Here is a 13,591-nt window from a genome sequence, read left to right as displayed (position 1 = left end):
AACTCGTCATATTCCTCTTGGTTGGGGACGCTGACATCGCCAAACATTCACGGGGACAGGTTTTGGTGTGTCACGTGCTGGCATTCCTTGTTGCGGCTGCATTCGCAGTGAGCGACAAAAAAAGCGGCCATCGGCCGCTTTTTGTACGAAATTGGCCTCCAGCCCTTATTCCAAAAGGGCCAGCAGCTCCTACTTTGCAAGCAGCTTGAAGATCTCACGCGCCGCCGCCACCGAGGTCGCAATGTCCTCGTCGGTGTGCGCGGCACTCACAAACCCGGCTTCATACAGGGCTGGCGCGATGTAGACGCCGCGGTCCAGCAGGCCGTGGAACAGCTGGTTGAATTTGGCGCCGTTCGTGGTCATGACTTCGCTGTAGGTGCTGGGTAAGGTGTCCAGCAGGAAAAAGCCCATCATGCCGCCCTGGCTGTCGCCGCTGAAAGCCACGCCTTCTGCCGCCGCCGCGCTTTTCAGGCCGCTGATCAGGGACTGGGTCTTGCGGCCCAGCTCGTCATAAAAGCCGGGTTTGCTGATCTCTTTGAGCGTGGCCAGACCGCAGGCGGTGGCAATCGGGTTGCCCGACAGGGTGCCGGCCTGGTAGACACCACCGAGCGGTGCCAGGTTTTCCATCACCGCCCGTTTGGCACCAAAGGCCGCCAGCGGCATGCCGCCACCAATCACCTTGCCCATCACCGTGATGTCGGGCTCGAAACCTGGGATGGCCTTGGCGTAGACACTTTGTGCACCACCGAGCGCCACGCGGAAGCCGGTCATCACCTCATCGAGGATCAGCAGTGCGCCGTTGGCGGTGCAGAGTTCGCGGCAGCGTTTCATGAAGGGCACGCTGGCGCGCACAAAGTTCATGTTGCCGGCAATTGGCTCGATGATGATGCAGGCAATCTCTTGGCCATGTTCGGCAAACGCGGCTTCGATCTGCTCGACGTTGTTGTATTCGAGCACCATGGTGTGTTGCACCACCTCAGGCGGCACACCAGCGCTGGTGGGGTTGCCAAAGGTGGCCAGGCCCGAGCCGGCCTTGACCAGCAGCGCGTCGGCGTGGCCGTGGTAACAGCCCTCGAACTTGAGGATGGTTTTGCGGCCCGTGGCACCGCGTGCCAAGCGGATGGCGCTCATGCCGGCTTCAGTGCCCGAGCTGACCAGGCGCACCATGTCCATGCTGGGCATGATCTTGAGGATTTCTTCGGCCAGTTCCACCTCGCGTTCGGTGGGGGCGCCGTAGGAAAAACCTTCCAGCACCGCTTTTTGCACCGCCTCCACCACCGCCGGGTGGCCGTGGCCCAGGATCATCGGGCCCCAGGAACCGATGTAGTCGATGTATTTTTGGCCGTTGGCGTCCCAGATATAGGCGCCCTGGGCGCGGCTGATGAAGCGGGGTGTGCCGCCCACCGCGCGAAAAGCCCGCACGGGTGAGTTGACGCCGCCGGGGATGACGTGTTTGGCGCGTTCGAACAAGGTCTGGTTGAGGTCGGTGTGAGTGGTCATGAAAAGTGCGCTTCTTGAAAAGATCGGGTAAAAAAGCGGGGCAAGGGGTTCACTGCCAATCGCAGATGGTGCCCACTAAGTCACGCTTCTTGAATTGTCTCTCTCCGCACAGACAGAAGGCTGACATAGCTCAGGTATAAAAGCATCAAGCTGCAAATTTCTTGAGGCAGAATAGCGAGCCAGTGGCTTGCCGCGCAGGGCGGTGGACAGGTTTTTTTCCGATCTTTGCAAAGGTGCCCAACCCGTGACCTCGTCAACAACCTGGATGTGTTTGATCTGTGGCTGGATATATGATGAAACCGTGGGTGATCCTGACAGCGGTGTGCCCGCAGGGACACCTTGGGACAAGGTGCCTTTGAACTGGGCCTGCCCTGAATGTGGCGCCCGCAAGGACGATTTTGAGATGGTGCGCATCTGACACCTCGTTGGGTAACGTTTTCCAACATCAACTCTGGAGATGCATCGGGTGAACACAAGCGGATCCAATTTGAAAATTCTGGTGGTGGATGACAGCAACACCATCCGGCGCAGCGCAGAGATATTTCTCAAAGCGGGCCAGCATGATGTGATGCTGGCCGAGGACGGGTTTGATGCCTTGTCCAAGGTCAGTGACTATCAGCCCGATCTGGTTTTTTGCGACATCCTGATGCCCCGCCTGGACGGGTACCAGACCTGTGCCATCATCAAACGCAACACCAAGTTTGCCAGCGTGCCGGTGATCATGCTGTCGTCCAAAGACGGCGTGTTTGACAAGGCGCGTGGCCGCATGGTGGGTGCGCAAGACTACCTGACCAAACCATTTACCAAAGACCAATTGCTCAAAGCTGTGGCGCAATATGCTGCCACCCTACAAGGGGATCCCGCGTGACTATTCGTGAAGTATTGATTGTTGATGACTCTAAAACCGAGTTGATGTTTCTCAGTGGGCTGTTGCAAGACAACGGTCTGTCGGTGCGTACCGCCGAAAGCGGTGAGGAAGCGCTGAAACGCCTGGCTGACGCCAAACCCGACCTGATCCTGATGGATGTGGTTATGCCCGGGCAAAACGGCTTCCAGCTGACACGCTCGATCCACCGCACACCGGAGTACGCCGAGATTCCGATCATCATCTGCACCAGCAAGAACCAGGAGACCGACCGGGTTTGGGGGCTGCGCCAGGGCGCCAGTGACTACATCACCAAACCTGTCAACGCTCAGGAACTGATGGACAAAATCAAGGCGCTGGGCGGACCCTCCAAACCTCAATGAGCAACAAACAAGCCCTCAGAGACCTGCAAACCCGGCTGGCGGACAGACTCCAGTCAGCCCAGGGGCAGTCGGTGTCTGTGGCTTGGCTGGCGGTGCGTCTGGGTGAGGCGCACTACCTGTTGCCGCTGTCGCAGTCGGGTGAAATTTTTCCTCTGCCCAACATTACCCGGGTGCCTTACACCCAGCCCTGGTTTTGTGGTGTGGCCAACCTGCGTGGTGGGCTGTATGGTGTGGTGGACTTGCTGGCACTGATGGGTGATGCAGCGGCACGCAGTGAGCAGGCCTGGGCTCAGGTCCGGCTGGTTACCCTGAATGCCGAATCGGGGCTCAACTGTGCGTTGGTGCTGGATGGTTTGATGGGGCTGCGCCGCCAGGAAGCGTTCACCCACATGGCGCCCGCAGCGCCGGGGTCACCCGCCTGGTTTGGCCACCGTTTGACGGACACAGACGACCAGGTGTGGCAGGAAATTGACCTGTATGCCTTGTCTCAGACCGCTGCTTTTTTAAGCATTGGCGCTTGATTTTTTTACCGGGTTGACCTCATGGCTATTGTTGATCGCTTCAAAGACCTATTCAAAAAGAAACCCCAGGACGCTGACCTGGACTCGGGGCTGAGTCTGGGCATGCCCGATGGGTCGACTTACCAGGCGCCGCCGGAGCTGGTGTCCAACGAACCGCCGCCGCTGCCTCAGGGCAATGGCCAGCCGACGACGGTGCCGGACGAAGCGCCGGTGGCCGCTGACCTGATCAACTTGTCACCGCTGGGCCAAAAGACAGTGGCGCAGCACCAGCGCACCCTGTCCATCCTGATGGGGCTGGCCTTGGTGTTGTTGGTGGGGGCGGTGTTGTTTGGTTTGAGCGGCAGTGATCAGGTGGCGCGCCAAGTGGCAGCGACCACGCAGGCGCAGCTGGAGTCGCAGCGCCTGGTCAGATTGGTGTCGCAAGCGATGCTCGGTGAGGTCAATGCGTTTCCCGACGTGGCGCAGAGTACCCAGGTGCTGACTCGCTCGGTGCGTGGCCTGGCCCAGGGGGATTCGGAGCTGCGAGTGGACCAGCTCGGTGAGGTTCATCAGGCCAGCTTGGCCACCATCACCCCGGCGGTGGAGCGCACCGATAAAAACATGGCAACCTTGTTGGCGCAGCAAAAGGCCCTGACCCAGGTCGGCGTTGCCTTGAAGGTGATTGCGCGCCAGCCAGCCGAGTTGCTGGACAAAACCCAAGACATGCCGACCCTGATGGTGCAGCAGAACGCCTCGGCGGTGAATCTGGCTGTTTCGCGTCAACTGGTGGTTTTGGCGCAGAACATTGGCAAAGCGGCCAGTGATCTGACCCTCGCGCAGGGCGTTGGCCCCGAGCCGGTGCTCTTGTTTGGCCGGGATTTGGCCCTGTACCTTGACCTCGCGCGTGGCCTGCTGGATGGCAGCGCGGATTTGAATCTGTCTGCTGCTACCGATGCCGCTGCCCGGGACCGGCTGGCGGACATGATCAAGCTCTCCGAGAGCACCCTGGCGCAGGCGGTGGTGCTGCGGGACAACCAGCCTGGGCTGGCGGCGGCACACGCGGTGCAGCCATCCTTCCTGGCTGACAGCGAGGTGTTGCGCAAGGAGTTGGGCACCTTGCAAACCGTGCTCTCGTCTGAGGGGGGCTTGAGTCGTGTGGCTTTGGGGGTGCTGGTTGTTGCGGCGCTGCTGGCCTTGCTCAGTGCTGCGGGTTTGTCGCGGGTGCAGTTGCTTGACAGCCGCCAGCGCCAGGCCAGTGCAGAGCGTTTGCGTCTGGAAGCGCAGCAGCAGGAGCAGGATGCCAAACGTGTCAACGACGCCAACCAGGCGGCCATTTTGCGCCTCATGAACGAGCTGCAGACGGTGGCCGAAGGCGATTTGACACAACAGGCCACGGTCACCGAAGACATCACCGGCGCCATCGCTGATTCGGTGAACTACACCGTGGAGGAATTGCGTTCTCTGGTTGGCAATGTGCAAAACACCGCCACCAAGGTCGCTGCCACCACCGCCGAAGTCGACATGGCCTCCACCGAGTTGTTGGCCGCCTCCCAAGAGCAGCTGCATGAAATTCGCGAAACCGGCCAGTCGGTGGTGGACATGGCCCAGCGTATCAACCAGGTGTCGGCTCAGGCGCAGCAGTCCGCCGATGTGGCGCGCCAGTCCTTGAAGGCGGCGGCGGTGGGCTTGCAGGCGGTGCAAAACACGATTGGTGGCATGAACACCATCCGTGACCAGATTCAGGAAACCTCCAAACGCATCAAACGCCTGGGTGAGTCTTCCCAAGAAATTGGTGAAATCACCGAGCTGATCTCCGACATCACCGAGCAGACCAATGTGCTGGCGCTCAACGCCGCCATCCAGGCCGCATCTGCGGGTGAGGCCGGGCGAGGGTTCTCTGTGGTGGCTGAAGAAGTGCAACGCCTGGCAGAACGCTCGGCCGACGCCACACGCCAGATTTCGGCCCTGGTCAAGGCGATCCAGACCGACACCCAGGACGCGGTGGGCGCCATGGAGCGCTCCACCCAAGGGGTGGTGGAGGGGGCCAAACTGTCCGACAGCGCGGGTTCGGCCTTGTCCGAGATTGACCAGGTGTCACGTCGGCTGGCCGAACTGATCGAGCAAATTTCGGGGGCCACCCAGCACGAGGCCAACATGGCCAACGAGGTGGCTGGCAACATCCAGCACATTTTTGCGGTGACCGAGCAGACCGGTGAAGGCACCCGCGCCACCGCAGCGCAGGTGCGTGAGTTGTCCACGGTGGCTGAGGAGTTGCGGCAATCGGTGGCGCGATTCCGCATTGTCTGATTGGCTTCATCTCCCTTTGTTTTGACTGTCTGACCCATGCTAGTTGCTGCAACCACCACCGACATCAGCCACCTTGAGCCCGATTTGGGGCCACTGGCCTGGGTGCTCGACGAGTTGCGCAAATCCCTGGATGGCGCCACCCAGGCGCTGCGCCGTTTTGTGCGTGATGCCGAGTTGTCCCGGGGCTCGGACCTGGCCGCGCTGGACGCCAGCCACCTGCGCATAGCGCGCCAGCAGTTACACCAGGCGGTGGGTGCGCTGGAGATGGTGGGGCTGGAAGCGCCTGCCACCATGTTGCGCGCGATGGAAGCCTTGGTGCAGAAATTTGTTCAGCGCCCCGAGTTCTGCAGTGACGACGCCGCGCAGCGGGTCGAGCGCGCCAGCTTTGCGCTGACCGATTACCTGGAAGGGGTGCTCAAGGGCAAACCTTTGTCGTCGGTGGCCTTGTTTCCGCAATACCGCGATGTGTTGGCCTTGACTGGTGATGAGCGCATCCATCCGGCAGACCTGTGGGCCCATGACTGGCACTGGGTGGATGTGCCGGTGCCCTCAAGCGTCGCGCCGCTGGCTTACGACGCGGTGGTCCGCTCGCGCATAGATGGCCTGATCCTCAACGTGGTGAAGGCCGCTCATGTGCCTTCGGCGCTGGCCATGCGTGACATCAGTCTGGGCTTTGCCGCAGCACAAAAACAGCTTAACCCTCGCACTTGGTGGATGGTGTGTGCTGCTTATTTTGAAGCAGTGGCTTACCGGTTGTGTGCCAGCGATGTGTACGAAAAACGGGCGGCGACCCATGTGCTGCTGCAGTACCGCACCCTGGTGCGGGGTGAGTCTGAGATTTCCGAACGGCTGGTGCGTGACCTGTTGTTCTTTTGTGCCCAGGCGGCACCGCTGAGCGCGGGGCAGACACCGGCCTTGCAAGCGGTGCATCAGGCCTGGGGTTTTGCCGCACCGGTCCGGGTGGATTACGAGACCCCCCAGTTTGGCCTGTTTGATCCGGCGGTGCTGGCGCAGGCGCGCAAACGCGTTGCCGCTGCCGCAGAAACCTGGTCATCCCTGAGTGGTGGTGACGTCAGTCGGATCAAGACGGCGGCCGATCAATTTGCGTTGGTGGCCGATTCGGTGGTGAAGTTACACCCCGACAACCGTGAACTGGCTGCCGCCTTGATGCGAGCGCTTGAGAGCGTCACCCGATCTGGCGCTGCACCAGACGTGTCGCTGGCGATGGAGGTGGCTACCTCCGTGTTGTACCTGGAGTCGGCGTATGACGAGCTGGACCCGGACAGCGCCCAGACGGTGGCGCGTGGCAACCGTCTGGCCCAGCGTTTGGACCATGTCAACGCGGGTGGCCAACCCGAGCCGATGGACAGCTGGATGGAAGAGTTGTACCGGCGGGTCAGTGACCGCCAGGTCATGGGCAGTGTGGTCGATGAGCTGCGCAGCACCCTGGGTGAGGTGGAGGGCGCGCTGGACACGTTTTTCCGCCAGCCCACAGACACCTTGCCGCTGCATGAGGTGCCGGGGCGGCTGGCGCAGATGCGCGGGGTGTTTTCTGTGCTGGGGCTGGACCAGGCGGCGCTGGCGGCGCTGCGCATGCGCGACAGTGTGGAGCGGACGCTGATCAGTGGCGACACCAGCCCACAAGACCACACGGCAGATTTCGACAAACTCGGCAACAGCCTGGGCGCACTCGGCTTCCTGGTTGACATGCTCAGTTACCAGCGTGAGCTGGCCAAAAAGCTGTTTGTGTATGACGAGTCGGCCGGTGAATTTCGCTCGGTCATGGGGCGCCAAACCGTGGCGGCGGACGAGCCTTCTGCAACGCTGCCGGTACCGGCTGAACCTGCGCTGCCCGCCACCCCTGTGCCACCCCCACCGGTGCCCGCACTGGCTGTGCCGGTTGTGGCAGCACCGAAAGAACGGGTTGCCGAAGCCGCCACGCCGTTGGTGGCGCCCTTGGTGGCCGAGGAAGACGATGACGCCGAGTTGCGCGACATCTTCCTGGAAGAAGCCCACGAGGTGATTGAGACCGGTCTGGGTGCGGTGCTGGCTTTGCACAACAACCCTGCCGCGATGGACCAGCAGACCAGCTTGCGGCGGTCTTTCCACACCCTCAAGGGCAGCGCCCGCATGGTGGGCCTGACCGAGTTTGGTGAAGCGGCCTGGGCCATGGAGCAGTTGCTCAACGCCTGGTTGCCACAACAGTTGCCCGCCAGCCCGGAACTGGTGCACCTGGCCCACCAGGCCTTGCAAGGTTTTGGCCAGTGGATCAACGACATCTCTGGCAACAACGACAGTGCCTGGAGCGCTGATCCGTTTCGCCGCGCAGCCGACAGTTTGCGGGTTGACGGTGTCGCCACCGAGCTGCTGCTGCATGGCGCCAAGCTTGAGGCACACGTGTCTGCGCCAGAAGAGGCGTCTGACGAGTTGGCTGAGTTGGCGGCGCTGGATGACTTGGCGCAGCCCGTGGCTATGCCACCAGCACCCAGTGTCGCGGATGAGGTGCAGACGCCGGTTGAGGTGTTGACAGATGCTGACAGTCCTGCCGCGCAGGATTTCAGCGAAACACAGATGGTGGACTTCAGCGAAACGCTGCTGAGCAACTTTGCAGACTTTTCCGAAGAGCCGCCAGACGTGCCGGAGGACCCGCTGGCGTCGCTGGGTGTGCCTTTGGACGATGTGTTGGCACCGGCCGAGACGGCACCGGACAGCGAAGAGCCGATTGAGCTGATGTTGCCCGATGCCGAAGCAGAACCAGAGCCTGGTGTCGTTGAGGCCGACGGGGTGTTGCCTGACGCCGTGGAGGACGTGTTGGAGGCGCCATCTGAGCCCGCCGAAGAACAGGTCAAGGTGATTGGTGCGTTGCGGATTGGTATCCCGCTCTACAACGTGTACTTGAATGAGGCCGACGAATGGTCGCGCCGGTTGTTGACCGAATTGACCGAGTGGTCGATGGAGCTGGCGCAGCCGGTGCCCGATTCGGCCATTGGCCTGGCGCATTCGCTCGCAGGCAGCTCGGCTACCGTGGGTTTCCTGGACTTGTCCGAACTGGCTCGGGCGCTGGAGCATACGCTGGAACACACCCACCTGGGTGAGGCCGGCCTGCCCGAACACGCGCAACTGTTTGTTGACGCGGCCGAAGACATCCGGCGTCTGCTGCACCAGTTTGCGGCGGGTTTCCTCAAACAACCGGACCCGGAGATCCTGGCTGCGCTCAAGGCGGTGCTCGACAGCGACCTCTCACAACCGGTCTCGCCGCTGTCTTGGCTCGACGAGGATCCGCACGAACTGGATCTGGATTTTGACGACGTGTTGGCGCCGCCTGATGTTGACCTGTTGGCCCAGCAGCCAGAGCCGGCACCGGTCTCCGAGGTCGACCTGGGTGACATCGATTTTGAGAAGGCCGAGCCTGAGCTCTCTGTGCCCGAGTTGCCTGCTGCCGCGAGCGAGTTGCCCAGCGAGGTGGTGGACACGCTGGATGTGGACCTGTTCTCGGTGTTTGAAGAAGAAGCCCTGGAACTGTTGCCACAACTCAGTGGTGCGCTGCGGCAGTGGGGTGTGCGCCCCGACAACCTCGGTGCCCGCCAGGAGGTCTTGCGCGTTTTGCACACCCTCAAGGGCAGTGCCCGGCTCGCCGGGGCGATGGGCTTGGGCGAGATGGCACACCGCATGGAGTCGGCGGTTGAACTGATTGATGCCGAGACCGCGCATACTAGCCAGGTGACACCCTTGCTAGCGCAACTGGATGCCATTACCCAGCGTTTTGAGGCCTTGCGCGCCACACCGCTGACCGAGCTGGTGTTGCCGGAGGTGGCGCCCACCATGGCAGGGGAACTGGATTCGGCGCTGGAGGATGTGACCGACCCTGCACCCGCTGCCCGTGAGCTGGGAACACCGCTGCCGGGCCTGGCGCCGCTGACCGCAGCACCGTTGCGCCGCGCTTCCAGCCAGACCATTCGGGTCAAGGCCCAGCTGATCGACCACATGGTGGACCAGGCCGGTGAGGTGATGATCTCGCGCTCACGGCTGGAGTCGCGCCTGGGCCAGTTGCATGGCTCGCTGGGGGAGCTGACCAGCAACCTGTCGCGCCTGCGTGGGCAGTTGCGCGACCTGGAGCTCCAGTCCGAGTCACAAATGCAGTCGCGCATGGCGCTGGCTAAGGACTCCGAGCAGGGTTTTGATCCGCTCGAATTCGACCGCTTCACCCGGGTGCAGGAACTCACCCGCATGATGGCCGAGTCGGTGCACGACGTGGCCACCTTGCAGCGCACCCTGCAGCAAACGGTGGCCGGTGTCGAAGACGATCTGGCGGCGCAGGGCCGTCAGACACGTGATTTGCAGCGTGATCTGCTGCGCACCCGCATGGTCGAGTTCGACAGTGTGGCCGAGCGCCTGCATGGCGTGGTGCGCCAGGCCGCTAAAGATTTTGGCAAACCGGCGCGGCTGGAGATTGAGGGGGGTTCTCTCGAACTGGACCGTGGTGTGCTGGAGCGTGCCGTACCGGCGTTCGAACACATTTTGCGCAACGCGGTGGGTCATGGCATTGAGCCCACGGCGGCACGTCTGGCCGCTGGCAAACCCGAGGTCGGTGTCATCACCCTCACGGTGGAGCAACAGAGCAACGATGTGGCGGTGAGTTTTACCGATGACGGCTTGGGGCTGGACCTGGCGCGTATCCGCGCCAAAGCGCTGGCCCAGGGCTTGATCGAGGCCGATCAGGTGTTGACCGAGGCCCAGGTGGCCAACTTGGTCTTCAGCTCGGGCCTGTCCACCGCACCAGAGCTCAGCGAGATGGCCGGGCGCGGGATTGGTCTGGATGTGGTGCGCAACGAGGTCAATGCCCTTGGGGGCCGGGTGGAGCTCAGCACCACAGCCGGTCAGGGCAGCCGCTTCAAGCTGGTGCTGCCCTTGACCACGGCGGTCAACCAGGTGGTGCTGCTGCGCCTGGGTGAGCTGGTGATGGGTGTGCCCGCCAACCAGATCGAACTGGTGCGCCGGGTGCCGCAGGCGGTGTTGCACGCGGCCTACCAATCGGGGCGTTTTGATTACAACGGGCAGGGACTGGCCTTTTACTGGGCCGGTGCCTTGTTGCAAACCTCAGCTTCCAGCAGCGAGCCGTCGGCCAAAACGGCGCCGGTGGCCGTTTTCCGCAGCGCGGGCCAGTTGGTGGCCCTGCATGTGGACGAGGTGCTGGGCAACCAGGAAGTGGTGGTCAAGAACCTCGGGCCACAGTTGTCACGCCTGCCGGGTCTGGTGGGCATGTCGGCACTGGCCTCTGGTGCGGTGGTGCTGATCTACAACCCGGTGGCGCTGGCAGCGGCTTATGGTGAACAGGCCCAGGCCTACACGACAGGCCATGCGGGGGCTGCACCAACAGATGGCGAGACACAGGGTGCCACACCGGCTGGCCAAGTTACCCCGGCCAGCCAGGTGCCGCTGGTGCTGGTGGTAGACGACTCGATCACCGTGCGGCGTGTCACGCAGCGGCTCTTGAAGCGTGAAGGTTACCGGGTGGCCCTGGCCGCCGATGGTCTGCAGGCCTTGGAGCAGCTGCAGCTGGAAAAACCGGTGGTGGTGCTGGCTGACATCGAGATGCCGCGTATGGACGGCTTTGACCTGGTGCGCAACATCCGCAGTGATGACCGGCTAAAAGACCTGCCGGTGATCATGATCACCTCACGCATCGCCGAAAAACACCGCGACTACGCGCGTGCGCTCGGGGTCGACCACTACCTCGGCAAGCCCTATCCGGAGGACGAACTGTTGGCCCTGGTGCGCGGGTATTGTGACGCCAGTTTGCAAGCCAAATAGACCTCTAGCCCTTATGCAATAAGGGTTAGCAGCTATCAAAATTATTGACAGCCCTGCGTTGCTTCACCCCAGGCGGGTGACTCAAGCGCTCGGGGCTTTTTTCACCACCGCATACCGCGCCAGGGTTTTGGCCCGCGCCGCGTCGTGTTGCACCAGTGGTTGCGGGTAGTTGCCACCCAGGCTGAGGCCTGCGGCTTGTAACTCCAGCGGTTTGGCCAGCCAGGGCGCGTGGATGCTTTTGTTGGACAGTGGCGCCAGTTGCGGCAGGTAGCGCCGGATGAACTTGCCCTCGGGGTCAAATTTTTCACTCTGGCTGAAGGGATTGAAGATACGAAAGTAGGGTTGTGCATCACAGCCGCTGGAGGCCACCCATTGCCAGCCGCCGTTGTTGGCGCTCAAGTCAAAGTCATTGAGGTGTTTGGCAAAGTAGGCTTCACCCCAGCGCCAGTCCAGTCCCAGGTCTTTCACCAGGAAGCTGCCGACCACCATGCGCAGGCGGTTGTGCATGTAGCCGGTCTGGTTGAGCTGCGCCATGGCTGCGTCCACCAGCGGGTAACCGGTGCGCCCGGCACACCAGGCGGCGAACAGGGCCTCGGCCTCGGGGCCAGTCTCCCAAGAAATCGCGTCATATTCGGGTTTGAAGGCCTGGGTGGCCACATGGGGGAAGTTGGCCAGAATGGCCACATAAAAGTCGCGCCAGACCAGCTCGCTAAGCCACACCGCAGCGCCTGCGCTACCTGCCAGCTGGCGCTGCCAGGCGATGGCCACCAGTCGGCGCAGTGACACCGTACCAAAACGCAGGTGCACCCCCAGGTAACTCGGCCCCTTGATGGCCGGGAAATCGCGGGTGTGGTCATATCGGTCCATGCGTTCGAAAAAGTCCTCAAACAGTCTCGCGCCGCCGGACATGCCGGTTGGGATTTTGAGCTGCCCCAGGTTGCTAGGCTCAAAACCGATGTCGGCCAGAGTCGGAACCAGTGTCTGAAACTCGGGTGGTCGTGGCGCCAAGCGGTTTCCCAGCGTGCTGACATCGTGGTCCACCAGGTGTTCAGGGGCCAGACGCGAGAGCCAGTTGTTCTTGTACGGGGTGAACACGCCGTAGACGCCGCCGCTTTGCGTCAGGATCTCGCGGCGCTCAAATATCACATGGTCTTTGCAGGTGATCAGCGGGATGCCTGCCATCTGCAGTGCGCTGGCAACCACGGTGTCGCGGCTGATGGCTTGCGGCTCATAGTCGTTTCCGGCAAACACCGCTTGCACCTTGAGCTGGTGCGCCAGGCGGGGAATCTCATCACTGGCCACCGCGTGGCACACGATCAGGCCAGCATCTGGACGTTTGCTCAAAAGTCGTAGCGCCTCATCCAGTTCCACCAAGGATTCGCGGATAAATTCCACCCTGCGGTCAACCCGTGGCAGGGTCTCCAGAATGGCCCGGTCAAAAACAAACACGCAGTGCAACTGGCGGCAGCGGGTCAAGGCTGCATGCAGTGTGGCGTTGTCGCTGCTGCGCAAATCGCGCCGGAACCACATCAATCCGGTCTCGTATTCGTGGCTTGTGTTCATCGCTAAAATCGTTTGATGTCCTCTGATTCTGCCTCCACCAACCTGACGAATCACTTTCTGATCGCCATGCCTGGGCTGGAGGACCCGCTGTTTGCGCGCAGTGTCGTTTATTTGTGCGAACACAGCGAACGCGGTGCTTTGGGCCTGGTGATCAACAAACCCTGCGACATCTCGCTCAAGGGCCTGTTTGACAAGGTCGAGCTGCCGCTGATGCGCCCCGACCTCAGTGACGACCCGGTGTTTTTGGGCGGCCCGGTGCAGACCGAACGCGGTTTTGTGCTGCACGAGGCGATTTTCAATGACGCGGACAAACCCGTCGACCCGGTCTATTCCTCCACCATGATCATTCCCGGCGGGCTGGAGATGACCACCTCGCGCGATGTGTTGGAGGCCATTTCCTCAGGCTCGGGGCCGCGCAAGGTGATGGTGTCGCTGGGCTATTCGGCCTGGGGCGAAGGCCAACTCGAATCTGAGCTGATCGACAACAGCTGGCTCACCGTCGAGGCCGATGTGCGGGTGATTTTTGACACCCCGATTGACCAGCGTTACGAACAAGCCCTGCAGCTGCTCGGCCTGCAGGCCTGGATGCTGACGCCCGATGCCGGTCATGCCTGACGTCCACACAGTGATCAATAAAATATGGCTCTAGCCCAGACAGATCA

The 13,591-nt window shown here is 62.0% G+C and carries 9 protein-coding genes; 7 read left to right on the top strand and 2 right to left on the bottom strand.

Annotation, left to right across the window (positions count from 1 at the left end; translation table 11 throughout):
* Positions 1–189: 189 nt before the first annotated feature.
* Positions 190–1,500 (bottom strand): glutamate-1-semialdehyde 2,1-aminomutase, encoded by a 1,311-nt coding sequence (gene hemL / locus FDG13_RS04175; protein WP_180125549.1) that lies wholly within the window; start codon positions 1,498–1,500, stop codon positions 190–192.
* Positions 1,501–1,744: 244 nt separating this feature from the next.
* Here hemL and FDG13_RS04170 point away from each other — a divergent pair, with 244 nt between their 5' ends.
* The 6 genes from FDG13_RS04170 to FDG13_RS04145 are packed head-to-tail and all read left to right on the top strand — an operon-like array spanning position 1,745 to position 11,366.
* Complete coding sequence (locus FDG13_RS04170) at positions 1,745–1,918, top strand: rubredoxin (RefSeq protein WP_143541778.1); 174 nt, start codon at positions 1,745–1,747, stop codon at positions 1,916–1,918.
* A gap of 48 nt (positions 1,919–1,966) precedes the next feature.
* Positions 1,967–2,368, top strand: coding sequence for a PleD family two-component system response regulator (locus tag FDG13_RS04165; RefSeq protein ID WP_370528158.1), 402 nt, complete (start codon positions 1,967–1,969; stop codon positions 2,366–2,368).
* A complete protein-coding gene (locus tag FDG13_RS04160) occupies positions 2,365–2,748 on the top strand; it encodes a PleD family two-component system response regulator (protein WP_370528157.1) in 384 nt (127 codons plus the stop codon). The genes FDG13_RS04165 and FDG13_RS04160 overlap by 4 nt, the downstream gene beginning before the upstream one ends.
* The gene (locus FDG13_RS04155; RefSeq protein ID WP_180125547.1) at positions 2,745–3,269 is read left to right on the top strand and encodes a chemotaxis protein CheW; all 525 of its coding nucleotides are present in this window, start codon (positions 2,745–2,747) and stop codon (positions 3,267–3,269) included. The genes FDG13_RS04160 and FDG13_RS04155 overlap by 4 nt, the downstream gene beginning before the upstream one ends.
* A 21-nt stretch (positions 3,270–3,290) precedes the next feature.
* Positions 3,291–5,555 (top strand): methyl-accepting chemotaxis protein, encoded by a 2,265-nt coding sequence (locus FDG13_RS04150; protein WP_180125546.1) that lies wholly within the window; start codon positions 3,291–3,293, stop codon positions 5,553–5,555.
* 36 nt (positions 5,556–5,591) lie between these two features.
* The gene (locus tag FDG13_RS04145) at positions 5,592–11,366 is read left to right on the top strand and encodes an Hpt domain-containing protein (RefSeq protein ID WP_180125545.1); all 5,775 of its coding nucleotides are present in this window, start codon (positions 5,592–5,594) and stop codon (positions 11,364–11,366) included.
* A gap of 81 nt (positions 11,367–11,447) precedes the next feature.
* Here FDG13_RS04145 and FDG13_RS04140 read toward each other — a convergent pair whose 3' ends face one another.
* On the bottom strand, positions 11,448–12,929 hold the full coding sequence (locus tag FDG13_RS04140) for a deoxyribodipyrimidine photo-lyase (RefSeq protein ID WP_180125544.1): 1,482 nt from the start codon (positions 12,927–12,929) through the stop codon (positions 11,448–11,450).
* 15 nt (positions 12,930–12,944) lie between these two features.
* Between FDG13_RS04140 and FDG13_RS04135 the strand changes: the two genes are divergently transcribed.
* Positions 12,945–13,544: a YqgE/AlgH family protein gene (locus FDG13_RS04135; protein ID WP_180125543.1), complete on the top strand. Its 600-nt coding sequence runs from the start codon at positions 12,945–12,947 to the stop codon at positions 13,542–13,544.
* Positions 13,545–13,591 lie beyond the last annotated feature (47 nt).

It is taken from the genome of Rhodoferax sp. BLA1, assembly GCF_013416775.1.
Taxonomy (GTDB): Bacteria; Pseudomonadota; Gammaproteobacteria; order Burkholderiales; family Burkholderiaceae_C; genus Rhodoferax.
This window is presented reverse-complemented; position numbering and strand designations above follow the sequence as displayed.

Coding starts and splice junctions, on each gene's coding strand:
- FDG13_RS04155 (WP_180125547.1), top strand. CDS start 2,745: ATGAGCAACAAACAAGCCCTCAGAGACCTGCAAACCCGGCTGGCGGAC.
- hemL (WP_180125549.1), bottom strand. CDS start 1,500: ATGACCACTCACACCGACCTCAACCAGACCTTGTTCGAACGCGCCAAA.
- FDG13_RS04140 (WP_180125544.1), bottom strand. CDS start 12,929: ATGAACACAAGCCACGAATACGAGACCGGATTGATGTGGTTCCGGCGC.
- FDG13_RS04150 (WP_180125546.1), top strand. CDS start 3,291: ATGGCTATTGTTGATCGCTTCAAAGACCTATTCAAAAAGAAACCCCAG.
- FDG13_RS04145 (WP_180125545.1), top strand. CDS start 5,592: ATGCTAGTTGCTGCAACCACCACCGACATCAGCCACCTTGAGCCCGAT.
- FDG13_RS04135 (WP_180125543.1), top strand. CDS start 12,945: ATGTCCTCTGATTCTGCCTCCACCAACCTGACGAATCACTTTCTGATC.